The sequence below is a fragment of the Psychroflexus halocasei genome (assembly GCF_900107595.1).
GTDB classification, from domain to species: Bacteria; Bacteroidota; Bacteroidia; order Flavobacteriales; family Flavobacteriaceae; genus Psychroflexus; species Psychroflexus halocasei.
Genome location: NZ_FNQF01000002.1, coordinates 108812 through 134411, shown reverse-complemented (window position 1 = coordinate 134411; position 25600 = coordinate 108812). Strand labels below are relative to the sequence as shown.

Sequence of the window (25600 nt, the reverse complement as noted above, 5' to 3'; positions counted from 1 at the left end):
AATTTACTCTTTAATTAAACCAATTTCGACAAGACGTTGATGTAAAAATTCACCAGCAGTAATGTCTTCGTAATGTTTTGGATTGTCTTCGGAGATGCATTCTTCTAAACAATCTAAAGGCATTTCTGAGCGCGGATGCATGAAAAATGGGATTGAATATCTTGGTTTATCCCAATCTTCTTTTGGCGGATTGGCAACTCTATGTATTGTTGATCTTAATTTGTTATTTGTATGTCTTTCAAGCATATCACCAACATTAATCACAAGTTCATCTTCATTTGGGATGGCATCAATCCATTCGCCATCTTTTCTTTGTACTTGTAAACCTCCAGTAGAAGCGCCCATCAGAAGAGTGATTAAATTGATATCACCATGTGCACCAGCTCGTACGGCACCTTTAGGTTCTTCTTTAATTGGTGGATAATGAATTGGACGCAAAATTGAGTTGCCATTTTTTGCCCAATGATCAAAATAACTTTCCTCCAAGCCAATATGCAAAGCAAGAGCTCTCAGAACATGAATTCCTGTTTTTTCTAGGAGCTTGTAAGCTTCCATACCTACTTTATTGAAATTTTGAAGTTCTTTAACTTCCACATTTTCATGATACTTCTCAGTTAAATTCGCATCAGCATCTGTTTCCTGGCCAAAATGCCAAAACTCTTTTAAATCTGCGATTTCACGACCTTTAGCTGTTTCTTTTCCAAAAGAAATATAGCCGCGTTGACCTCCAATGTCTTCACGTTCATATTTCTTTTTAATATCGTCTGATAAAGCGAAGAAAGCTTTGATTTCAGTATATAATTGATCGACCAATTTTTCACTTAAAAAATGATTTTTCAAAGATACAAAGCCAATCTCTTCATAAGCTTGACCAATTTCATCGACAAATTTTTGTTTTCTTTTTGGATCATCAGATAAAAAATCTGCAAGATCAACACTTGGTATATTTGTGAAAGACATAAGATGTTTTTAAAGTAACTCACAAATTTAATGAAATAAAATTACTTTTTGATTCTCTTTCTTAAAGATGTCAAAAGGGTAGATTTTCAAGAAGTTTTTTAATAAACTTGTAATCTTTAATTTTTGAATAAAATCACAAATGGAATTTCAACTTGATAAAATTAATCCAACGAAAGCGATTGATTTATACCGTGGCATGTTAAAACCGCGTGTTATTGAAAATAAAATGTTAACTCTTTTGCGTCAAGGCAAAATCTCAAAATGGTTTAGCGGCATAGGCCAAGAAGCAATTGCTGCTGGCGTGATGCAAAACCTAAACAATGATGAATATGTGCTGCCAATGCACAGAAATCTTGGTGTTTTTACCTCTCGTGAAATTCCGCTTTACCGTTTGTTTGAGCAGTGGCAAGGCAAAGCTAACGGTTTTACAAAGGGTAGAGATCGTAGCTTTCATTTTGGAACGCAAGAATATCATGTCGTCGGTATGATTTCTCACTTGGGACCACAACTCGGTGTTGCTGATGGGATTGCACTTGCTCATAAACTTAGAAATGAGAAAAAGCTAACTGCAGTTTTTACGGGTGAAGGCGGAACAAGTGAAGGAGATTTTCATGAGGCACTGAATGTCGCTTCTGTCTGGCAACTTCCTGTTTTATTCTGTGTCGAAAACAATGGATACGGACTTTCTACACCAACTAATGAACAATATAATTGCGAAAACATTGCTGATCGTGGTGTTGGTTATGGTATGGAATCTCATATTATCGATGGTAATAATGTCGTTGAGGTTTTTACTAAAATGAAGGAAATCACAGAAAGTGTGAGGGAAAATCCAAGACCGATATTGATAGAGTTTAAAACTTTTAGGCGTCGCGGACATGAAGAAGCAAGTGGGACGAAATATGTTCCAGAAGATTTAATGGCTTATTGGGAAAAACGCGATCCTATTGAAAATTATGAAAAAGCATTGATGGATGCTGATTTGTTGACAAAGGATGATCAGAAGAAATTTACTGATGAATTTAATGAAGAAATTAAAACACATCTTAAAAAAGCAAATAATGCGCCACCTATAGAATCATCAATAGAGAAGGAGTTAGCTGATGTATATCAAAATTTTGAACCAAAAAACTTACCAGCTTCAACAGAAACAAATCACATTCGTTTTGTCGATGCAATTTCTGAAGCTTTAAAAATGGCAATGCAAAAAAATCATAATCTTGTGATTATGGGACAAGATGTCGCAGATTATGGCGGTGTTTTTAAAATAACTGAAGGCTTCGTCGATGAGTTTGGGAAAGAACGTGTCAGGAATACGCCAATTTGCGAATCAGCGATTGTATCAGCAGCAATGGGACTTTCAATCAATAAAATGAAAGCGGTTGTCGAAATGCAATTCGGAGATTTCGTTTCTTCTGGCTTTAATCCGATTGTGAATTATTTAGCTAAAATTCATTATCGTTGGAATCAAAATGCCGATGTTGTGGTCCGTATGCCTTGTGGCGCTGGCGTTGGAGCAGGACCTTTCCATAGTCAAACCAATGAGGCTTGGTTCACAAAAACACCAGGTTTAAAGGTTGTTTATCCAGCTTTTGCTGATGATGCTAAAGGTTTATTAATTTCTGCTATAGAAGATCCAAACCCGGTGATGTTTTTTGAACATAAAGCACTTTACAGAAGTCAGCGCAGTGATGTTCCAACTAATTATTACACAACAGAGCTAGGTAAAGCCAACTTGCTGAAAGAAGGTAGTCAAATCAGTTTGATTACTTTTGGAGCTGGCGTTCATTGGGCTTTAGATGTTTTAGAAAATAATCCTGATCTTTCAGTAGATTTAATTGATTTACGTTCTTTAAGTCCGCTTGATACTGAAGCGATTTTGTCATCAGTAAGAAAAACGGGAAAAGCTTTAATTTTACAAGAAGATACAAGTTTTGGAGGTGTCGCTTCTGATATTTCAGCTCTGATTAGCAAACATTGTTTTGAGTCTTTAGACGGGCCTGTTGAGACTGTAACAAGTCTGCCAACACCAGTTCCTTTTGCTGGGCAATTGGAAGATCAATTTTTAGCAAAGTCAAGATTAGAAAAGGCTTTGATTGATTTAGCGAATTATTAAAAAATTCTTGATTATCTTTGAAATGTCGATATAACACAATTATGAAATTTAATCAATTAGGAATTCTTGTTTTCAGTGCGTTTGTCTTATTCTCTTGTGGAACAAAAAAAACTGCATCAGATAAAAAAGATGATAAAGGTCCAAAAGTAGAAGAGCCCAAAGAGGTTGCTGAATCTCCAAAAGAAAAGAAGGTTTTAGCGCATTTATCTTACCGAACAATTGGTGGTTCATCAGGCGCTTTTATTGGTAGTGTCATGGATAATTACGCTTCACAAATCCAGAAAGGCTTACCTTCAAATGCACAAATCACACGTGTTGGTGAAGGCATAGAAGTGATGATAGACTCTGCGGATAAAAGAAAGCTATTAACTTTTTTGAGAGCTACAAAAAATCCTGGTTATTACGATATTGTTATTCCTAAAGGTGTTTTAAGTCAATCAGATTTAAGTTATTTTAGAAATTCTGAAGAAGAAACGATTGGTTTCGAAGAAATCAATGCAGAGATCAAACCAAATAAAATTCATTTTGGCGTTGTTGCAACTAAGAAACTGATGAAGGAAGCGGTTTCTAAAACAGAATAGGTTTATGCAGATAAACATCAAAGGAGAATTGGTTAGCTTAGAGGAACCACAGGTGATGGGAATTCTGAATATCACACCTGATTCATTTTACGATGGTGGTTTTCACAAGAATGAAAAACAAATTTTAAATCAGGTTGAAAAAATGTTGACTGAAGGCGCATCTTTTATAGATATAGGCGCTTACAGTTCTCGACCTGATGCGAATGACGTTGATGTTGAAGAAGAACAAAAAAGGTTACTTCCTTTTTTAAAAAAAATCAGGAAAGAATTTCCGAAAACATTTCTATCAATTGATACTTTTAGAAGTGATGTTGCTCATGCTTCTCTTGAAGAAGGTGCCGACATCATCAACGATATTTTAGGCGGTCAACTCGATGAAAAAATGTTTTCTGTTGTTGCTAAATTCGGTGTACCATATATCATGATGCACATGCGTGGAACTCCTAAAACCATGCAAAAGCAAACGGAATATGATAATTTAATTGTTGATATAAGGCATTATTTTTCAGAACGAATAAGTTTGGCAAATAAGGCTGGAATTAAAGACATTATTCTTGACCCTGGTTTTGGTTTTGCAAAAACAAGAACACAGAATTTTGAACTTTTACGTAATTTAAATTCACTTAATATTTTTGAATTACCTCTTTTAGTTGGTGTTTCTCGAAAATCTATGATTTATAAAACACTTGGATGTGAAGCTATCGAAGCTTTAAATGGAACAACTGCACTGAATATGTTTTCATTACAGCAAGGTTCAAAAATTTTGAGAGTTCATGATGTTAAAGAAGCTGTTGAAACCGTTGAACTTTATAAAGAGTTATCCAAATAATTGATATGGGTTTAGATTTTCTAAAAATAAGTTTTTTTGATATTCTCGACATTATACTTGTCGCAACAATGCTGTATTATTTATACAAGCTCGTTAAAGGCACAGCTGCGATTAATATTTTTATCGGAATTGTCATCATCTATCTTTTAGGGAAGCTGACACAGCTTCTTAATATGGAGATGTTGAGCAGTGTGTTAGGCGAGTTTATAGGTGTTGGTATGATTGCTCTTGTTGTCGTTTTTCAACAAGAAATTAGAAAATTTTTACTGATGTTGGGTTCAACTAATATCACAAGTAAACACTTATTTTTAAAATCTTTTAAATTTTCAACAACTACAGAAAATTTAGAATATGTGGATGAAATTATTGAAGCGGTAAAAGATTTTTCACAAAAAAGAACAGGCGCTCTGATTGTCATTCGTCGAAACAATAAACTTGATTTTGTCAAAGATTCTGGTGATGAAATGGATATATTGGTCAATAAGCCAATTTTAAAATCTATTTTTTATAAAAATAGTACACTTCACGATGGTGCCATTATTATTGAAGAAAATAAAATTACCGCCACTCGAGTTATTTTACCTGTGAGTAATAGTCGAGAAATCCCGCTGAGGTTTGGGCTAAGACACAGGGCTGCCATTGGTATTACTGAAAAAACAGATGCAATAGCGATTGTTGTTAGTGAAGAAAATGGGCAAGTGTCGTATCTTAAAAACGGTGAATTTTCAATTTATGATAATTACGATGATCTTCAGAATAAAGTAAAAGCTGATTTACAATAAAGAAACTTAAAATTAAGCTTCTTGGATATCATGGTCTTGATTTTCAAATTGAGCTTCGTAAAGTTTTTTGTAATATCCTCCTGAGCCTAACAAATCATCGTGGCTTCCCATTTCTACAATTTCACCTTGCTCCATTACGATAATTTTATCAGCATTTTTTATTGTCGCTAATCTATGCGCAATAATGATAGAAGTTCTTCCTTTTGTTAGTTTTTCAGTCGCATTTTGAATGAGTTGTTCACTGTAACTATCAATAGATGAAGTGGCTTCATCAAGAACCAAAACAGCAGGATTTGTTACATAAGCTCGTAAAAAAGATATCAATTGCCGTTGTCCAGAAGATAACATCGCTCCGCGTTCTTTAACGTTATAATCATACCCATTAGGCAAACTCATTATAAAATCATGAACACCAATATCTTTTGCTGCTCGTACAACATCATTTTCATCAATATCGGGATTGCTTAGAGTGATATTTTTTTGAATACTATCAGCAAACAAGAAAACATCCTGTAAAACAACGGCGATTTCATTTCTTAAGCTTCCTAATTCATAATCTCTGACATTGTGATCATCAATGATAATTTGACCAGAATCAATGTCGTAATAACGGCTTAGTAAATTAACGACCGTACTTTTACCAGCACCTGTCGCACCAACAATAGCAATTGTTTCGCCAGGATTGATATCAAAACTGATTCCTTTTAAGATTTCTTCATTTTCAATATAACTAAATTTAACATCTTTAAATTCAATCTTTCCTTTAATGTCTTTTGCAATTAATTTGCCTTGATTCGGAATACGAGAGTCTGTATCAATAATTTTAAAAACACGATTGGCAGCAACCATTCCCATTTGAAGTGAGTTAAATTTATCAGCAATTTGACGTAAAGGCCTAAATAACATTTGTGTTAATTCAATAAACATGATAATGATCCCTAGCGAAAGCGCATCGGATTCAACAACGCGTAAACCGCCAAACCAAACGATAAGTCCAATTGTGATTGAAGTTGACATTTCAGCAATCGGAAAGAAAATTGCATTATACCACACAGTTTTAATCCAAGCTTTTTTGTGCTTTTCATTTATTTTTTTAAAGTTTTGATATTCAGTTTTTTCTCGATTAAAGATCTGAACAATCTTCATCCCTGTAATTCTTTCTTGAACAAAAGTATTTAAGTTTGAAACCTGAGTTCTCACTTCTTCAAAAGCGATTTTCATCTTTTTTTGAAAAACACGCGTTGCATAAATTATGAAAGGTAAAACCGTTAAAATCAATAATGTTAACTGCCAGCTCTGATAAAACATAACGATAAGCACTGCAATCATTTTAAGCAAGTCACTGATAATCATAAATAAGCCTTGGCTGAAAATACTCGCGATGGTTTCAATATCACTGACGGCTCTTGTGACAAGGCGACCGACTGCTGAATTGTCAAAATACTGTTTTTTGAAACCCATCATGTGTTCAAACAATTGAACTCTTAAGTCACGTATCACTTGTTGACCAAGCCAATTTGCAAAATAAATAAAACTAAACTGAAAAATAACTTCACCAATTAAAACAACTAACATCATGATGATGTAAAACTGAGTTGTATCCAAATCTTGTGCAACAATCCCTTTATCAATTGCTATTTTTAATAGATAAGGACGTAAAACGCCAAGTGCTGATAGCATGATCGCTGCAAAACCGACAAAATAAAATGTCTTCTTATAAGCTGAAGTATAACTGATCAGTCTTTTAAAAAGTTTTAGATCAAAAGCGTTTCCTGTTGTTGATTTTTTATTCTTCAATTATTCTTTTTTAGTTGTAGCCAATATCAGTTAAAAACAATGCATGCGCAGGTACTGATTTTCCTGCATTTCTACGATCTTGAGAAATAATGATCTTTTCAAAATCATTTAAATTAATTTTGTGTAAGCCAACTTCAATTAATGTTCCGACAATTGCCCTAACCATATTTCTTAAAAATCTGTTTGCTTTTATTTCAAAGATATAATAATCATCTTTCGCAAACCATTTTGCTTCATAGATTTCGCAATTAAAGGTGTAAACGTTGGTTTTAACTTTTGAAAAAGCTTTAAAATTTGTGTGCTTTTTCAAAATCTCACAAGCCTCATTCATGATGTCAAAGTCTATTTTATTTTTTATAAAATAAGCAGAGTCTATTAGAAACGGATTTTTTAATTGGGTCACTTGATATTGATAAGTTCTTTCATTAGCATCAAATCTGGCATGAAAATTATCACGTGTTTTTTCAATATTTTGCAAAGCAATATCGGCAGGTAAAAGCGTATTGATTTTAAAAATAAATTTGTCTTTATTATTAATCGTTTGATCTGTATCAAAATGAGCGATATATTTTTTCGCACTCACACCAGTATCAGTTCTCCCCGCACCAACAATATTTATTTTTTCCTGAAAGGCAAGCGATAAAGCTTCTTCAAAAGTTTGCTGAAGATTGACTTGGTTTGGCTGAAATTGCCAGCCATGATAATGCTTACCCCAATAAGATAATGTAATTTTGTAGCGCAAGAAAAAGATTTTTTGCAAATATAAAATTTCTCAGTGGTTGAGTCTCTTAAGACTTTGCCATATTATTTAAAATTGAATTTTACATGAAAATTTTACTTTTGAGTGACACACACTCTTATATAGACGGCACGATTCTTAAATATGCTAAGCAGGTTGATGAAATATGGCATGCCGGCGATATAGGTGTATTGAAAGTGACGGACGAATTAAAAGATTGCGCTGCTTTAAGGGCCGTTTATGGAAACATAGATAATGACGAAGTGAGAAAGGAATTTCCTTTACATCAGCGTTTTAACATTCAAGGAATGGATATTTGGATGACGCATATTGGCGGTTATCCCAATCGTTATTCAAAACCAATTAGAGATGTGATTAAACAAAATCCACCTGATTTATTTATCTCAGGACACTCACATATTTTAAAAGTGATGAGAGATAAAAAGTTAGGCTTGATGCATATGAATCCAGGCGCTGCTGGTATTCACGGTTTTCACCAAGAACGCACCATGTTACAATTTGAAATTAATCAAGGCAAGCTAGAGAATTTAAATTTAATAAAATTGGGAAAGCGAGGGCAGTAATTGAAATGATATAAAGGATTATCTAAAACAAAAAAGCTATCGATTAATATCGATAGCTTTTTAATTTTTAAAAAAGGTAGAAATTAATTTTCAACACCTTCTTTAACTTCTTCAGCACCATCTTCGATTGCATCGCCAGTATCTTCAGCGGCATCCTCGATTGCGTCACCAGTATCTTCAGCTGCATCTTCAATAGATTCACCAGCCTCTTCCATTTTGTCTTCTGCTTTGTCTTGCTTTTTTTCTGTACAGCTTGTGAAGCCAAAAGCTAAAACTGTCGCAAGTCCGAATGTTAGAAATGTTTTTTTCATGATCATAAATTTTATTTGTTCAAGCAAATATATAAGCATTTATGAGATAAATCAATATGCGTTAGGGTTTTTTATAATTTTTTTTGCTTGTTTTTTGTGATTCTTTAACTTTTCGTCATCCATTTTATGAAGAAGGTTCATCATCATGTTCATTCTTTGGTTTGATTTAAAGTGTTCTTCTTTTTCTGATAAAAAGTTCCAATATAAATGATTGAAAGGGCAGGCATCATCTCCTTCTTTTTTAGAAACTTTATATTGACAAGATTGACAATAATTACTCATTTTATTAATATAATTCCCGCTTGAAATATAGGGTTTTGTGGCTATAATTCCGCCATCAGCAAATTGGCTCATGCCACGTGTATTTGTGATTTCCACCCATTCAACTGCATCGATATTTACGCCTAAATACCAGGCATCAACTTCATCTGGATCAACCATATTCAGCAATGCAAAATTTCCTAAAACCATCAATCTTTGTATGTGATGTGCATAAGCGTGATCTAAGCTTTGGTTAACGGCTTGCTTTAAACAATTCATCTTGGTTTCACCTGTCCAAAATAAGTCTGGAAGTTTATTTGTGTTTTGAAGTTTATTTTTTGATTTATAACCTGGCATTTGATTCCAATACATACCTCGCATATATTCTCGCCAACCCAAAACTTGCCTTACAAAGCCTTCAACTTGAGAAATGTCTATATCATTCATATGTTCATGATAATGTTTAACAACTCTTTCAATGGTTTCTTTTGGTGAAATCATTTTTGTGTTTAAGGCAAAGGATAATCTAGAGTGAAATAGCATTTTTTCTTCAGTATGCATCGCATCTTCATAATCTCCAAAATGAACTAAAAGCTCATCACAGAAAAACCTCAGGACTCTTAAAGATTCTCTTCTTGATGTTGGCCAAGGGAATTTCTCGGCGTCGATATTGCCGAAATAATTGATTTTTTGATCATCGATTTCTTTTAAAATATCAGAAACATCATGCTCAAAGTTAAGGTAGGAGGGAACTGCTTCTTTTTTCTTTGTCCACTTTTTTCTATTTGATTTATCAAAATTCCATTGTCCGCCTTCAGGTTGATTGGCATCCAACAAGATGTCATGTTTTTTACGCATATCGCGGTAAAAATACTCCATGACTTTCTCTTTCTTGGATTTATAAAACTCGGTTAAATCTTCTCTTTTTGTATAGAAATGTTCAGTATCAAAAGCTTCTTTTTCTATTGAAATATCATTGCAAAGTTCTTTCAAATACATATCAACTCTGTATTCGTCTGGATGTTGATATTCAAATTTATCAATCTTATTTTGTTTAATGAGACTCTTGATGTTTTTCTGTAGGTTGTGTTTATTTTCTTTTGAAGAAATTTGATAGTAAATAAACTGATGACCTTTATCTTCAAGTTCATTTTTAAATTGACGCATTGCCTTGAAAAAACCAACAATTTTCTGGATATGATGTTTTGTATAACCAGTTTCTTGTTTTGTTTCTGCCATAAAATAAATGACATCTTTATCAACTTCATCAAACCATGAATGGTTTTTATTGAGCTGATCGCCTAAAATCAGTCGTAGTTTTTTCATACTTAAAAAAGATTATTTTGTAACCATTGACGTTGATATTTTCCCTGTCCATCATAACGTTGTGCCTGCGATTTAATATTAAATTTTCTGTTTCTCGGATCATTACCAACACCACTATTATACATCCAGTTTCCCCAGTTGCTGTGAACGTCATAATCGATAAGCATCGCTTCAAAATAAGCCGCACCAGCACGCCAATCTTGCAACAACTCCTTAGACCAATAACTGCAAACATTCTGTCTGCCGCGATTACTCATAAATCCTGTTTCTTTGATTTCCAGCATATTCGCGTTTACAAAATCCTCTTCAGTTTTACCATCAATCCATTTCTGAAATATTTTTGGATTAAAATGCCAATCGTATTTTTCTGTATTGATACCGTCAAGTTTAAAAAAAGCATTTCCGTGTTTAAGTGACATGTATTTGAAAAAATCTCTCCAAATCAATTCAAAAATTAACCAGTAAGTATCTTGATTTTTTGTGATCTTTTTTTCAAAAAGTTTAACTTGGTGATAAATGCTCACTGCGGAAATACTACCGTTCGCCAACCAGGCGGAAAATTTACTGCTGTAATCTGTCCCTAATAAACCATTGCGTGTTTTTTTATAAACCTGTAATTTTTTTGTTTTCCAGAAATAATCATTAAGTCGATCCCATGCGCTGTCTTCTCCACCTTGAAAAGGGAAAACACTTCTATTATCAATGTCAAAATCTTCAAAACCTAAATCTTTTAATCGGGGGACTTCACTTTCAAAATCAATTAAGTTTGCATCAGTTTGATCAGATGGAATAGGCGTTTCGAGATTGATTTTTATTTTTTTCTCACAAGCTTTTCTAAACTGTGTGAAAACTTCAGGAAGGTCTGCATAGTTTTCATAAGGAATTTGATCTGGTGAAAACAAGAATTGATTATCATAAGAATTGATTTCACATTCTTTAAGTTTTTTCAACAAATTTTCTTCAACACACTTCTCCTCTGAAGTCCATTCATTTTGGAAATATATATTTTTAATATTGAATCTGTCAATTATTTCATCAATTGCTTTTTCAGGTTTTTCGTGAAAAACGACTAAATTGATGTTGAGTTTTTTAAGGTTTTCTTTTAAATTCTGAACTGTCTCAATTAAAAATTTAGCTCTAAATTTTTCAGTTTTTTTAAAGCCATATTTTGTTTTTGCAAAATGTCGTGGATCTAAACAGTAAAATGCGAGAGTTTTCATGTTATTTAGAAGGCAAGCTTCTGATAAACTTTTATTATCCTTAACCCTCAGGTCATTTCTGAACCAAACGAGATTGATATCTTCTTTTTGCATAACGGCTTAAATTTTATTTTTTTAAAAAGCTGCAAAATCTTATGGCTAAAAATCTTGCAGCTTATGTCATTTGGCTTATTCTTCTTCTAAGGTTGGATAATCTGTATAACCCTTTTCTCCTGGTACATAAAAAGTGTCTTTATCCCAATCAGCGAGTTTTGCGTTTTTTTCAAAGCGTTTTGGAAGGTCAGGGTTAGAAATGAAAAGTTTACCATAAGCAACTAAATCTGCATCACCGTCTTCAATCACTTTATTTCCTTTTTCTTGATCAAAATTTGAGTTGATCATCAAAGTTCCATTATATAATGGTCTGAAGTGTTTAGCAATATCTTTCACCAAGAAATCAACATCGCTGATGTCATTAAAAGGTTCAGATAAGTGTAAATAGGCTAAGTCATAATCGTTTAATCTCTTAACAATATATTCAAAAGTTGGGATCGTTTCTTCATCAGCAGTCATTCCAAAAATCTTGTGAAGTGAAGGATTTAAACGAACACCAATTCTGTTTTCTGGAAAAAACACTTTGACAGCATCGAAAACTTCAAATAAAATTCTGGCTTTATTTTCATCGCTACCACCGTATTGATCTGTTCTTTTATTGGAAGAATTATTGAAAAATTGATGAAATAAATATCCATTAGATGAATGAATTTCAATGCCATCAAAACCAGCATCAACAGCATTTTTAGCAGCACGTTTAAATTCCTGAACAGTTTCTTTGATTTCGTCACGCGTCATTTCTTTTGGCGTGACAGTGTCTTTAAAACCGTCTGGCGTGTAAACTTCTGCATTTGGATTGACAGCGCTTGCTGAAATAGGTTTATCACCATTGTGGAAATCTGGATGCGAAATACGACCGACATGCCATAATTGCATAAAGATTTTTCCATCTTCATCATGAACAGCTTCGGTTACTTTTTTCCAACCTTTAATCTGTTCTGGGTTATGGATACCTGGCGTGTTGATGTAACCTACAGCTCTTTTAGAAACTTGCGAGCCTTCAGAAATAATCAGTCCAGCCCCAGAACGTTGTTTGTAATATTCTGCATGCATATCAGTCGGTGCTGAGTCTTCATTATCGGCACGACTTCTTGTCATCGGTGCCATGACAACACGATTTTTGAGGGTGATATCACCCATTTTATATTCCGTTAGTAGATTTTGTTTATGAGACATAAATTTTTTTAGTAAACTTAAAAAGATTCATCAGGGACATTCGTTAATTTAATTGTAAAAAATTATCTGAAATTAGAAGTCTTTTTGCTAAGTTTATGCCGATTTAAAAAGATTTTCATGAAAATAGGATTAATTAAAGAACGCAAAACGCCACCAGATCGTCGAGTCGTTTTTACACCAGAACATTTAGAAAGATTAGAAAAAAAATATAAAGATTTAAAATTTATAGTCGAACCATCTGATATTAGGATATTTACAGTTGATGCATACATGGAAAAAGGAATTGAAGTTAACGCGGATCTTTCTGATTGTGATGTACTTTTAGGTGTTAAAGAAGTACCGATTGATGCGTTGATTCCTGATAAATCATATTTCTTTTTTTCGCACACCATTAAGATGCAGCCTTATAATCGTAATTTACTAAAAGCGATTTTGGATAAAAATATCAAACTTTACGATCATGAAGTGATTACAAATAAAAACGATTCTCGCTTGATTGGTTTTGGTCGATATGCTGGTTTAGTTGGTGCTTATAATGGTTTTAGAGCTTTAGGTTTACGCGATGGCCTTTTTAACTTGAATAAAGTTGAAAATTTACCGGATTTAAATGCAGTTAAAAATGAGCTTGATAAAATATCGATTCCTACAATGAAAATTTGTTTAACAGGAAAAGGTAAGGTTGGTTATGGCGCTAAAGAAATTCTAGATTATTTAAAAATCAAAGAAGTTTCTGCAACTGATTATCTGAATAAGAATTTTGAAGAAGTTGTTTACACTCATATTGACTTTTTAGATTACAACAAATTAAAAGAGACGACTGGCGCAAGAAAAGGTAAATCTCATTTTTATGAACATCCAGAAGCTTACAAATCTGATTTCATGAAATACGCAAAAGTTACTGATTTCTTTATCGCAGGGCATTATTATGGAGAAGGAGCACCTTATTTAATTACTAAAGAAGATACGAAATCAGCAGATTTTAAAATCAATCTGATTGCCGATGTGAGTTGTGATATTGATGGTCCTATAGCAAGTACAATTCGACCTTCAACAATTGCAGATCCTTTTTATGGTTATGATGCTGAAAAAGAGAAAGAAGTTTCTTTTGATGCTGATAATGCAATAACTGTGATGGCTGTCGATAATTTACCATGTGAATTGCCAAAAGATGCAAGTGAAGGTTTTGGTGATATGTTTGAAAAACATGTGATCCCTGCTTTTTTTAATAATGATAAAGATGGTATTTTGGAAAGAGCCTTAATGACATCTGAAGGTGAATTAACTCAAAGATATTCTTATTTACAAGAATTTGTTGATGAATAGATTTTAATGATTCGTCAATCACTTATATCGATTAAGAATAAGCTTTTAAACCTTATTTTGATCTTATCTTTGATGTAAAATTTGTACTATGAGATTTCACACAAGAAAATGGGTTAAGCCCGAAGATTTAAATCCAAACGGAACTTTGTTTGGTGGACGATTATTAGAGTGGATTGATGAAGAGGCAGCTTTGTATTCAATTATTCAGCTCGAAAACCAGAAAACAGTCACTAAATTTATGAGTGAAATAGATTTTAGAAGCTCAGCTGAACAAGGTGATATTATCGAAATTGGTATTGAAGTGATCAAATTTGGTCATGCCTCATTAACATTAAAATGTGAAGTGAGAAATAAAATGACTCGTAAAACAATTATCACAGTTGATCGTATCGTTATGGTAAGCCTTGACGAACATGGTAAAGCCAAAGCTCACGGAAAAACTGAAGTAGAGTATGTTAAAGACAGATTAAATGATTAACTTTTTGGTAAATATTTTTTGTCAGCGTAAAAAGGTCCAAATGGTAAAACAGAACAAAAAATAACAATTAAAAGTGTTTTGCCAGACCAATCAAGTTTTTCATACATGAAATATGCACCAATGATATATAGAACAAATAAAATACCGTGCGCCATACCTACAGTTTGAACATATTCAGGCATATTAAACATATATTTTAAAGGCATTGCGATTCCTAATAAAACTAAAAAAGAAACTGCTTCTAAAATGCTAATAATCTTAAATGCTTTAATCATTTTATTTAAATAATAGAGTTTAAATTTTAATTTGAAAGCTTAAAAACATGAAACATGATTTAATTGCTTTAAATTTGTGCAAAATTAATGCTTTTTAGTCAAAAAACACATCTAAACATGAAAATATTAGTTACTGGAGGATTAGGTTTTATCGGTTCACACACAGTTGTTGCGCTTCTTGAAAAAGATTATGATGTTCATATCATTGATAATCTTTCAAACTCTTCATTAAGTGTTTTAGAAGGTATTGCAAAAATCACTCAAAAAGCTCCTAGTTTTTATAATTTTGATTTAAGAAACGAAGAAAAAGTAGACGCATTTTTTAAAGAACACGATGATATAGATGGCGTTATTCATTTTGCGGCTTCGAAAGCAGTTGGTGAAAGTGTTGAAAACCCTTTGCTTTATTATGAAAATAACATCAATGCGCTGGTTTATTTATTGAAGAATATAACAAAGCTTAATCATAAGAATTTAATTTTCAGTTCATCATGTACGGTTTATGGTGAAGCAAATCAATTGCCAATTACTGAAGAAGCGCCAATTAAAAAAGCAGAATCACCCTACGGTAACACAAAACAGATTGGAGAAGAAATAATCAGCGATACTTGCCGAGCATATGATAAATTTAAAGCAATTTCACTAAGATATTTTAACCCGATAGGCGGACACTCATCAACCTTAATAGGTGAGTTGCCTATAGGAACACCACAGAATTTAATTCCATACATGACACAAACGGCTATTGGGCAACGTGATGAACTGTCAATATTTGGTGATGATTACCCAACTGCAGATGGAACTTGTATTAGAGATTATATTCATGTCATGGATTTGGCTGAAGCTCATGTAGTTGCTCTTGAAAGATTATTTGGAAGTGAAAAAGATGGCCTTTATGAAGTTTTTAACCTCGGAACAGGCAAAGGAAGTTCTGTGAAGGAGGTTGTGGACGCTTTTGAAAAAGTAACCCAACAAAAATTAAATTATAAGATAGTTGGCCGTCGTCAAGGTGATGTTGTTGCAGCTTATGCCGATACGGAAAAGGCAAAAGATGTTTTGGGGTGGCAAACAAAATTAACTTTGGAAGATGCACTTCAAGCGGCTTGGAATTGGCAAATTAAACTTAAAGAAGAAGATTAAAAAGTTTAGTTTAAACGATAAAAAAATGGTTTCAAACTCAATTGAAACCATTTTTTTTGATTTAAGTTTTAAATTAAAATTCGGAAGTGAAATGAAATTTAATAGAAGGATATTTTTGCTGAGTCATTTGTAATGAGAATGGAGAATCGGCAAGAAATACAAGTTGATCATGCTTGTCTTTTGCTAAGAATTTAGATTTAACGCGTTTAAAGTCTTGAAATTCTTCACTTTTTTCATTATCGGTTTCTATCCAGCAGGCTTTGTGAACATTGATGTTTTCATAAGAACATTTAGCGCCATATTCATGCTCTAATCTATACTGAATCACTTCATATTGTAATGCACCAACAGTTCCGATAATCTTTCTGTTGTTGAGTTCAAGCGTAAAAAGCTGTGCAACACCTTCATCCATCAACTGCTCGATTCCTTTATAGAGTTGTTTAGACTTCATAGGATCTGCATTATTAATATATCTAAAATGCTCAGGTGAGAAACTTGGTGTTCCTTTGTAATTAATAATTTCGCCTTCGGTTAAAGTATCACCAATTTTAAAATTCCCAGTATCATGTAAACCAACAATGTCACCAGGAAACATTTCATCAACAATCTGTTTTTTTTCGGCAAAAAAAGCACTTGGGCTTGAGAATTTTAAATTTTTGCTTAATCTAACGTGTTTATAAGGTTTATTTCTTTCAAATTTACCAGAAACGACTTTAACAAATGCTAGTCTATCTCTGTGTTTGGGATCCATATTTGCATGAATTTTAAAAACAAAGCCTGTAAATTTATCTTCATTAGGTTTAACTTCGCGTTCTTCACCTTCTTTTGGCTGTGGAGGAGGAGCAATGTCAATAAAACAATCAAGTAATTCACGAACACCAAAATTATGTAAAGCCGAACCAAAGAAAACAGGTTGTAACTCACCTTTTAAGTATTCTTCTTTATCAAATTGTGGGTAAACACCTTCGGCTAGCTCAAGATCTTCACGTAAAGTTTCAGCAGCAGTATCACCAATAAGCTCATCGAGCTCTTTGGTGTTGAGATCTTTCACTTCAACTGTGTCTTCGATGTCTTTTTTAGGATCGCCAGTAAAAAGATTAACATTCTGCTCATATATATTATAAATTCCTTTAAAATCATATCCCATACCAATAGGATAGCTTAAAGGTGTCACTTTTAAATGAAGTTTTTGTTCGATTTCATCGAGAAGCTCAAAACCATCTTTACCTTCACGGTCAAGTTTGTTAATAAAAACAATCATCGGAATGTTTCTCATTCGGCAAACTTCAACAAGTTTTTCAGTTTGCTCCTCAACACCTTTTGCGACGTCAACGACAACGATAACGCTATCAACAGCAGTTAAAGTTCTGAAAGTATCTTCTGCAAAATCCTTGTGTCCAGGTGTGTCAAGAATATTGATTTTTTTGTCTTTATATTCAAAACCAAGAACAGAAGTTGCCACAGAAATACCTCGTTGACGTTCGATTTCCATAAAGTCACTCGTCGCTCCTTTTTTTATTTTGTTAGATTTTACTGCGCCAGCTTCTTGAATTGCGCCACCAAAGAGAAGTAGTTTCTCCGTAAGCGTAGTTTTACCTGCATCTGGATGTGATATAATTCCAAATGTTCTTCTTCTTTTTATTTCGTCTTCAAATTTCATTTCGCAAATGTAATTTTTTTAAAATATAAAACCAATGTTAAAAAATTTCATATTTTTGTAATTATATTGAGATGCATTTGAGTTGATCTTTCTAACTTGTTTTTTAAAGCTATTTTGATGATAAAATTACATTATTGTCTATTATTTCTCCTTTCTTTTATTGTATTCCAACATGCATATTCGCAAGATGAAAAATTTGATTTTTACCAAAGTATTTTAAACGAAATAACATCCCAAAAAGGAACTCTTGTTGGTAAAGTATATAGAGATTTAAATGGTAATGGTAACGAAGAGTCTGGAGAGCCAGGTATTGGAAGCGTTAGTGTAATTTTTGTAGATTCTAATGGTAACGGTCAGACTGTTCAAACTGATGTTAATGGTTATTGGACAGTGGAAATTATACCTGGAAATACATTAATTCTTATCGATAATACAAGTCTTCCAAGTGGAGCTTTGCTTACTGAAGGTGCTGAGCCTACCTTTGTAAATACAATTTTAGAGGGTGTTGTCAATACTGGTAAATTAGGCTATGCTTTTGTAGGTGATATTTCTGGTCATGTTTATTATGATATTAATGGTAATGGTATTCAAGATAGTCTAGAAGCCGACATGGAAAATGTTGAGCTGATTATTGAAGATGAATTTGGAAATAGTCAGACAACATTTACTGATGCTAACGGAGATTGGTCTGTATTACAAGTTATTAGCGGATTAGTTACGGTTAGTATTAATGAAAATGATCCAAACTTTCCTACAGGGGCCTTTCAAACAGAAGGTAGTAATCCTTCAATACATCAATTAGCTGCTGGATCATCTTTATTTACAGAAAATGATGGTTTTTATGAATCAGGATTGATCGAAGGAATTTTATATAATGATTTAAATGGAAATGGCACACAAGACTCAGGTGAGCCAGGAATTCCAGGAGTAGAGATTCAAGTTTTGACATCATTGGGTTATCAAGATAATAGAATTACGGGATTAAATGGACAATATGATATTCGAGTTCCAGAAGGGACAACGGTTGTAGAAGTTAACGAAGCTGATAATGACTTCCCAACAGGCGCTGTTCAAACAGAAGGAACAAACCCAACAACGATTCAAGTTGTTAATGGTGAAACTTATGAAGAGATTGATGGATATATGCTTCAAGGAGAATTAGAAGGCCATGTATATTATGATGTTAATGGTAATGGCATTCAAGATGGTTTAGAAGCAGATATGGTCAATGTTGAAGTTGAAATTGTTGATGCATTAGGAACAACATATTCAGTAATTACAGATGCCAATGGAGATTGGTCAGTAGTTTTACCAGAAGGAGATGCAACATCGACAATCAATGAAAGCGATCCTAATTTTCCGACAGGAGCTTATCAGTCAGAAGGGACAAATCCAACAACATCAACAATAGTTGCAAATCAAACAATTCAAGAGGTCGATGGTTTTTATGAATCAGGATTGATCGAAGGAATTTTATATAATGATTTAAATGGAAACGGTACACAAGATACAGGTGAGCCAGGAATTCCAGGAGTAGAGATTCAAGTTTTGACATCATTGGGTTATCAAGATAATAGAATTACGGGATTAAATGGACAATATGATATTCGAGTTCCAGAAGGGACAACGGTTGTAGAAGTTAACGAAGCTGATAATGACTTCCCAACAGGCGCTGTTCAAACAGAGGGAACAAACCCAACAACGATTCAAGTTGTTAATGGTGAAACTTATGAAGAGATTGATGGCTTTATACTTCAAGGAGAACTGAAAGGTCACGTGTATTATGACACAAACGGCAATGGGATTCAAGACGTTTTAGAAGCTGATATGCCAAATGTTGAAGTTGAAATAATTGATGCTTTAGGAATAACGCATTCAGTTGAGACTGATATAAATGGAAATTGGGTAGTTACTTTACCAATTGGACAAGCAACATCAACAATTAACGAGAATGATCCAGATTTTCCAATAGGTGCTTTTCAAACAGAAGGCACAAATCCAACAATATCAACGATTGAAGCGAATCAGACAATTCAAGAAAATGATGGTTTTTACGAATCAGGGATTATTGAAGGCATACTTTATAATGATGCAAATGGAAACGGCACTCAAGATTCAGGAGAAATAGGAATTGCTGGCGTTGAGATCCAGCTAACAACATCGCTAGGTGCTCAAGAAACTAGGATTACGGATTCTAATGGCGAATATAATATTCGAGTTCCAGAAGGCTCAACAAGCGTTGAGGTTAATGAGAATGATAATAATTTTCCTACTGGTGCAATACAAACTGAAGGCACAAATCCTACAACTATTCAGGTTGTGAATAGTCAAATATACAGTGAAATTGACGGATATTATTTGCTAACTGGTGATGAAACAGGTATTTTAACTGGACATTTATATAATGATGAAAATGGAAATGGAACGCAGGATTCTGGTGAACCAAATCTTCCAGATATTGATGTTGAAATCACAGATTTTGATGGTGTTGTTAGTATTGAGACAACAGATACAAATGGAAATTGGACGATAGAATTACCAATTGGAGGTGCGATTTCTGATATTGATCAAACGGATCCAGATTTTCCAGCATTAGCAATACAAACAGAAGGAACAGATCCAACAACAACGGAGGTACTATTTAATCAAACGACTTTATCAGATAATGATGGCTTCTTTGTTCCATATACTTCAAATTTAGCAGAAGTAGAAGGACGAATTTATCATGATGTTGATGGTAATGGGACTCAAGATGCAGGAGAACCAGGCCTAGGAAATATTGACGTGGTTTTGACTGACGATTTCGGTACGCAAACAATTGTTTCTACAGATGTCAATGGAGATTGGTTAGGAGAGGTTGTCGCAGGAAATATTGAATCTCAAATAGACCTAACGGATTCCGATTTCCCTACAGGCTATATTCAAACAGAAGGAACAAATCCAACATTGACATTTGCGCTGCCAAACCAAATGACATTTACGGAAAATAATGGATTTACAGATCCGAATTCTTCAACACAAACAGGTATTTTAACTGGACATTTATACAATGATGAAAATGGGAATGGAACGCAGGATTCTGGTGAACCAAATCTTCCAGATATTGATGTTGAAATCACAGATTTTGATGGTGTTGTTAGTATTGTGACAACAGATACAAATGGAAATTGGACGATAGAATTACCAATTGGAGCTGCGATTTCTGATATAGATGAAGCTGATCCTGATTTCCCAACATTAGCAATACAAACAGAAGGAACAGATCCGACAACGACAAATGTCTTACCAAATCAAACAGTATTATCTGATCTTGATGGTTTTTATATACCGGATCCATCCAAGCTAGCAGAAGTAGAAGGACGAATTTATCATGATGTTGATGGTAATGGGACTCAAGATGCAGGAGAACCAGGCCTAGGAAATATTGATGTGATTTTGACTGACGACTTCGGTACGCAAACAATCGTATCTACAGATGTCAATGGAGATTGGTTAGGAGAGGTTGTCGCAGGAAATATTGAATCTCAAATAGACCAAACGGATTCCGATTTCCCTACAGGCTATGTTCAAACAGAAGGGACAAATCCAACATTGACATTTGCGCCACCAAACCAAATGACATTTACAGAAAATGATGGATTTACTGATCCGAACTCCTCAACACAAACAGGCATATTGATAGGACATTTATACAATGATGAAAATGGGAATGGAACGCAGGATTCTGGCGAACCAAATCTTTCAGATATTGATGTTGAAATCACAGATTTTGATGGTGTTGTTAGTATTGTGACAACAGATTCAAATGGAAATTGGTCAATAGAATTACCAATTGGAGCTGCAATTTCTGATATTGATCAAACGGATCCTGATTTCCCAACATTAGCTATACAAACAGAAGGAACAGATCCAACAACAACAAATGTCTTACCAAATCAAACAGTGCTATCTGATCTTGATGGCTTTTATATACCAGATCCTTCCAAGCTAGCAGAAGTAGAAGGACGAATTTATCATGATGTTGATGGTAATGGGACTCAAGATGCAGGAGAACCAGGCCTAGAAAATATTAATGTGATTTTGACTGACGACTTCGGTACGCAAACAATTGTATCTACAGATGTCAATGGAGATTGGTTAGGAGAGGTTGTTGCAGGAAATATTGAATCACAAGTAGATCAAACGGATTCCGATTTCCCTACAGGCTATATTCAGACAGAAGGGACAAATCCAACATTGACATTTGCGCCACCAAACCAAATAACATTTACGGAAAATGATGGATTTACAGATCCAGAGACACCATCTGAAGATGAATTAATTATTTACAATGCAGTTTCGCCTGATGGTAATGGAAAAAATGATTTCTTTAAAATTAAAGGTATTGAAAATTTCCCTGATAATAGTGTTCGGATTTTTAACCGTCAAGGTGTTTTGATTTATAAAGCTCAATCTTATAACAATACATCAATCCGATTTGAGGGAATAAGTGAAGGGAATATGACAATTCAAAAATCAAAAGAACTTCCATCTGGAAATTATTTTTACATTCTTGAATATATAGATTCTGATGGTAAAGGACATAAATTAACGGGATATTTTTATTTGGCAAACTGATCAAACTATGACACATAAAAGACGACATATAAATTGCTTTTACCTTAGCCTTGTTTTTTTTATGGGATTATTGTTTAATCACGGCAACATCGCTTTTGCACAACAAGATCCCAATTTTACTCAATATATGTACAATACGATGAGTATTAATCCAGCTTATGCTGGATCTAGAGATGTATTGAGTGCTACAATTTTACATAGATCTCAATGGTTAGGTTTTGATGATGGACCCCAAACTCAAACTTTAACAGCGCATTCTCCATTAAAAAAGGAGAATATGGGACTAGGACTATCTGTAGTTCATGATAAAATTGGAATTGCTTCAGATACATACATCAATGGTGTGTATAGTTATTCGATTGATGTTTCTCGTTTTTCCAAAATTACTTTTGGTTTAAATGCTGGTATCAATATGCTTAATGTAGATTTTAATAAATTGAACATTGAAGATAACACAGATCCTATTTTTCAAAACAATATTGACAATAAACTCTCACCACAATTCGGCTTAGGTATTTTATTAAATAATGATCAGTATTATGTAGGAATTAGCTCTCCAGCTCTACTTGCAACTGATCATTTTGAAGGTTCTTCAGATTCAAAAGCAGAAATTAGAGATAGAGTTCATTATTACTTAACCTCGGGTGTTGTATTAGATTTATCAAATACGGTAAGATTTAAACCTTCAATTTTAATCAGACATGTCAGTGGTTCTCCTTTAATGGCTGAATTATCAACCAATTTTTTATTTAATAATAAATTTACAGTTGGTGCAGCTTATCGCTATGACAGTGCATTTAGTGGTTTATTTGCATTTCAAGCCTCAGATTCTATATTATTAGGTTTATCTTACGATTCTGATATTACCGAATTTTCAGCGCATAATAATGGATCTTTAGAAGTTTTCTTGCGCTTTGAATTGTTTAAACGTTATAAGAAAATGTACACGCCTAGATTCTTTTAGTTATGAAAAAAATATTTTTTTTACTTATTATAATTTCATTAGGAAGTTTCAACTCCTTTGCTCAAAAAGATAAATTAGATGAGGCTAATAAGATGTTTGAGCGTTATGCATTTATCGACGCCCAAAAAATATATCTTGAAGTTGCAAATGCTGGCTTTAAGTCGGAAAATTTATTTAAAAAATTAGGTGATTCCTATTATTTCAATAGTGACTTGCAGTCTTCTGAAAAATGGTATTCCGAGCTTTTTAAACTGAATTCAAATCAAGAAAAAGAATATATCTTTAGATATGCACAAGCCTTAAAATCTAAGAAGGAATATGATAAAGCAGATGAATTGATGCTTAAATATGATGATTTAGATGGTTCAGATTCAAGAGTCAAAAAGCTCAAAAAAGAGCCAAATTATCTACAATTAATTGAAATGCAATCAGGCAAATTCACAATAGATTCAATGCCTGTTAATTCCAGCCTTTCTGATTTTGCACCCAAGGTTATCAATGATTCACTCTTGGTTTTCGCATCAAACCGGAAGCAATCATCTTCTGTTCAAAGAATTCATGAATGGAATAATCAACCATATCTAGACTTATATCAAGTTGAAGTCGATGATTCATTAAATATTATTGGTGAAATCAAAGTTTTACCTGAAGTGATCAATTCTAAATTTCATGAATCTTCTGCAACATTTACACGCGATGGGCAAACAATTTATTTTACGAGGAATAATTATACCGATAAGAAATTTGGAAAAAGTTCTGGAGGAATTAATTTTTTAAAAATTTATAAAGCCGATAAAAAAGATGATGGGACGTGGTCAAAACCTAAAGAACTTCCATTTAATAATGATGAGTACTCTGTGGCTCACCCTTCATTAAACAAAGAGGAAGACCGTTTATATTTCGCTTCTGATATGCCAGGAACACATGGTATGTCTGACATATTTTACGTTGATATCAATTCAGACGGAACATATTCTCAACCTGTCAATCTCGGTGATAAAATTAATACAGAGGGAAAAGAAAGTTTCCCATATATAGATGATAACAACCTACTGTATTTTTCTTCAAACGGACATGTCGGTCTTGGAGGCCTAGATATTTTTGTTGTTGTACAGAAAAAAGATGGCACATTTGGAGATGTTTTTAATGTTGGTAGACCGATTAATAGTTCAAAAGATGATTTTAGCCTTTATATGAATACTGAAACTGGTCGTGGATTATTTTCCTCAAATCGCGATGGTGGCTTAGGCGAAGATGATATTTATTCTTTCAAACAACTAGATCAATTAATTACAGGTTGTGAGCAAACGCTTGCAGGTTATATCACAAAAGTTGATAGCGAAAAAGGACTTTCAGACATTAAAGTTGAACTTTTTGATGAAAATTTAAATTTACTCGATTCTGCACAAACAGATGCCAATGGTAATTATAAATTTGATGTTGAATGTGATAAACGTTATGTCGTTCGTGTTTCTAAAGATGGATTCGCAACCATTGAGGATTTGGTCAAAACAGGTCAAGATTACGAAGGTGAACTCAATAAAAACTTCGAAATTCAAGAAGGAAGTGAACTTGGTGTTACCAAAGCTGGAAAAGGTGATGACCTTAGAAATTTACTACAACTTGATCCTATTTACTTTGATTTAGACGACGCAACTATTAGAACTGATGCAGAAGTTGAATTGCAGAAAGTCATCGCTGTTTTAAAGCAATATCCTCAAATGAAAATCGATATTCGTTCGCATACGGATAGTCGTGCTGGAGATGCTTATAACAAAATTTTGTCAAACAAGAGAGCAAAAGCTACAATGAAGTATGTGACGGATAGAGGTGAAGTTGATCAGTCTAGAATTAGCGGAAAGGGCTACGGAGAAACGCAACTCGTTAACAGATGTTCTAATGGTGTTGATTGTACTGAAGCTGAACACGCGCTTAATCGTCGATCAGAATTTATTATTCTGAATGAAAACGAAACACCAGAATCAATCCGTGATGAAATGTATAGTAAGGTTTCTGAAGATATAGAATCAAATAAAAAAATAAATATAAATCAAAACGATTTATATGACTTTGAAGATACATCAAAAGAAGTTTATACAGTACAAATAGGAGCTTTCAGACCTGGATCAACACCAAAATTCAATCAATTCACCAATGTATTTTCACATATTTATCCAGATAATTATGAACGCTATTTTTCTGGTGTATTTGAGACAAGAGTAGAAGCTGATCGTTATAAATTAAAAGTAAGAAAGATGGGAGTTAAAGGCGCTTTTACAGTAGGCCTTAAAGGTGAATCACGTTTTTAAATTAAAATATTAAATAATTCATAATTGAGCGTCTTTATCACAAAGACGCTCTTTCTTTG

The 25600-nt window shown here is 33.5% G+C and carries 20 protein-coding genes; 11 read left to right on the top strand and 9 right to left on the bottom strand.

What is annotated here, in order from left to right; translation table 11 throughout:
* Positions 1 to 3: 3 nt before the first annotated feature.
* Positions 4 to 960 carry an isopenicillin N synthase family dioxygenase gene (locus BLV84_RS02695; RefSeq protein WP_093239163.1) on the bottom strand — a complete coding sequence of 319 codons (957 nt, stop codon included), beginning with the start codon at positions 958 to 960 and terminating at the stop codon, positions 4 to 6.
* 139 nt (positions 961 to 1099) lie between these two features.
* On the opposite strand from BLV84_RS02695, the gene BLV84_RS02690 reads away from it, so the two are divergent.
* The 4 genes from BLV84_RS02690 to cdaA are packed head-to-tail and all read left to right on the top strand — an operon-like array spanning position 1100 to position 5268.
* Positions 1100 to 3076 carry an alpha-ketoacid dehydrogenase subunit alpha/beta gene (locus BLV84_RS02690; RefSeq protein WP_093239160.1) on the top strand — a complete coding sequence of 659 codons (1977 nt, stop codon included), beginning with the start codon at positions 1100 to 1102 and terminating at the stop codon, positions 3074 to 3076.
* Positions 3077 to 3117: 41 nt separating this feature from the next.
* The gene (locus BLV84_RS02685) at positions 3118 to 3657 is read left to right on the top strand and encodes a hypothetical protein (RefSeq protein ID WP_093239157.1); all 540 of its coding nucleotides are present in this window, start codon (positions 3118 to 3120) and stop codon (positions 3655 to 3657) included.
* Between the two features lie 4 nt (positions 3658 to 3661).
* Positions 3662 to 4486 (top strand): dihydropteroate synthase, encoded by an 825-nt coding sequence (folP, locus tag BLV84_RS02680; RefSeq protein ID WP_093239154.1) that lies wholly within the window; start codon positions 3662 to 3664, stop codon positions 4484 to 4486.
* A 5-nt stretch (positions 4487 to 4491) separates the two neighbouring features.
* Complete coding sequence (gene cdaA, locus BLV84_RS02675; protein ID WP_093239152.1) at positions 4492 to 5268, top strand: diadenylate cyclase CdaA; 777 nt, start codon at positions 4492 to 4494, stop codon at positions 5266 to 5268.
* Between the two features lie 12 nt (positions 5269 to 5280).
* On the opposite strand, the gene BLV84_RS02670 is transcribed toward cdaA, so the two are convergent.
* Together BLV84_RS02670 and truA are read right to left on the bottom strand one after the other, a co-directional pair.
* Complete coding sequence (locus tag BLV84_RS02670) at positions 5281 to 7065, bottom strand: ABC transporter ATP-binding protein (RefSeq protein WP_093239149.1); 1785 nt, start codon at positions 7063 to 7065, stop codon at positions 5281 to 5283.
* A gap of 10 nt (positions 7066 to 7075) precedes the next feature.
* A complete protein-coding gene (truA, locus tag BLV84_RS02665; RefSeq protein ID WP_093239147.1) occupies positions 7076 to 7807 on the bottom strand; it encodes a tRNA pseudouridine(38-40) synthase TruA in 732 nt (243 codons plus the stop codon).
* A gap of 83 nt (positions 7808 to 7890) precedes the next feature.
* Here truA and BLV84_RS02660 point away from each other — a divergent pair, with 83 nt between their 5' ends.
* Complete coding sequence (locus BLV84_RS02660) at positions 7891 to 8388, top strand: metallophosphoesterase family protein (RefSeq protein ID WP_093239144.1); 498 nt, start codon at positions 7891 to 7893, stop codon at positions 8386 to 8388.
* 83 nt (positions 8389 to 8471) lie between these two features.
* Here BLV84_RS02660 and BLV84_RS02655 read toward each other — a convergent pair whose 3' ends face one another.
* The 4 genes from BLV84_RS02655 to BLV84_RS02640 form a co-directional block, all read right to left on the bottom strand.
* Complete coding sequence (locus BLV84_RS02655; RefSeq protein ID WP_093239964.1) at positions 8472 to 8699, bottom strand: hypothetical protein; 228 nt, start codon at positions 8697 to 8699, stop codon at positions 8472 to 8474.
* 51 nt (positions 8700 to 8750) lie between these two features.
* The gene (locus tag BLV84_RS02650) at positions 8751 to 10286 is read right to left on the bottom strand and encodes a cryptochrome/photolyase family protein (protein ID WP_093239141.1); all 1536 of its coding nucleotides are present in this window, start codon (positions 10284 to 10286) and stop codon (positions 8751 to 8753) included.
* Between the two features lie 2 nt (positions 10287 to 10288).
* Positions 10289 to 11599, bottom strand: coding sequence for a DASH family cryptochrome (locus tag BLV84_RS02645; protein WP_093239139.1), 1311 nt, complete (start codon positions 11597 to 11599; stop codon positions 10289 to 10291).
* Between the two features lie 75 nt (positions 11600 to 11674).
* Positions 11675 to 12775, bottom strand: a complete 1101-nt coding sequence (locus BLV84_RS02640; RefSeq protein WP_093239136.1) for an alkene reductase — start codon at positions 12773 to 12775, stop codon at positions 11675 to 11677.
* A 117-nt stretch (positions 12776 to 12892) separates the two neighbouring features.
* Between BLV84_RS02640 and BLV84_RS02635 the strand changes: the two genes are divergently transcribed.
* The gene (locus BLV84_RS02635; RefSeq protein WP_093239133.1) at positions 12893 to 14098 is read left to right on the top strand and encodes an NAD(P)-dependent oxidoreductase; all 1206 of its coding nucleotides are present in this window, start codon (positions 12893 to 12895) and stop codon (positions 14096 to 14098) included.
* A gap of 88 nt (positions 14099 to 14186) precedes the next feature.
* Positions 14187 to 14576: an acyl-CoA thioesterase gene (locus BLV84_RS02630; protein WP_093239130.1), complete on the top strand. Its 390-nt coding sequence runs from the start codon at positions 14187 to 14189 to the stop codon at positions 14574 to 14576.
* Here BLV84_RS02630 and BLV84_RS02625 read toward each other — a convergent pair.
* Positions 14573 to 14851: a DUF3817 domain-containing protein gene (locus BLV84_RS02625; protein WP_093239127.1), complete on the bottom strand. Its 279-nt coding sequence runs from the start codon at positions 14849 to 14851 to the stop codon at positions 14573 to 14575. The genes BLV84_RS02630 and BLV84_RS02625 overlap by 4 nt on opposite strands.
* 117 nt (positions 14852 to 14968) lie before the next feature.
* Here BLV84_RS02625 and galE point away from each other — a divergent pair, with 117 nt between their 5' ends.
* Positions 14969 to 15991, top strand: coding sequence for a UDP-glucose 4-epimerase GalE (galE, locus tag BLV84_RS02620; protein ID WP_093239961.1), 1023 nt, complete (start codon positions 14969 to 14971; stop codon positions 15989 to 15991).
* A 73-nt stretch (positions 15992 to 16064) separates the two neighbouring features.
* Here galE and BLV84_RS02615 read toward each other — a convergent pair whose 3' ends face one another.
* Positions 16065 to 17651, bottom strand: a complete 1587-nt coding sequence (locus BLV84_RS02615; RefSeq protein ID WP_093239124.1) for a peptide chain release factor 3 — start codon at positions 17649 to 17651, stop codon at positions 16065 to 16067.
* A gap of 117 nt (positions 17652 to 17768) precedes the next feature.
* Here BLV84_RS02615 and BLV84_RS02610 point away from each other — a divergent pair, with 117 nt between their 5' ends.
* Genes BLV84_RS02610 through BLV84_RS02600 form a run of 3 tightly spaced genes read left to right on the top strand, consistent with a single transcriptional unit; the run spans position 17769 to position 25541 of the window.
* Complete coding sequence (locus tag BLV84_RS02610; protein WP_143521312.1) at positions 17769 to 22268, top strand: SdrD B-like domain-containing protein; 4500 nt, start codon at positions 17769 to 17771, stop codon at positions 22266 to 22268.
* 7 nt (positions 22269 to 22275) lie between these two features.
* Complete coding sequence (locus BLV84_RS02605; RefSeq protein WP_234953078.1) at positions 22276 to 23232, top strand: PorP/SprF family type IX secretion system membrane protein; 957 nt, start codon at positions 22276 to 22278, stop codon at positions 23230 to 23232.
* A gap of 2 nt (positions 23233 to 23234) precedes the next feature.
* Positions 23235 to 25541 (top strand): OmpA family protein, encoded by a 2307-nt coding sequence (locus tag BLV84_RS02600; RefSeq protein ID WP_093239112.1) that lies wholly within the window; start codon positions 23235 to 23237, stop codon positions 25539 to 25541.
* Positions 25542 to 25600: the final 59 nt, after the last annotated feature.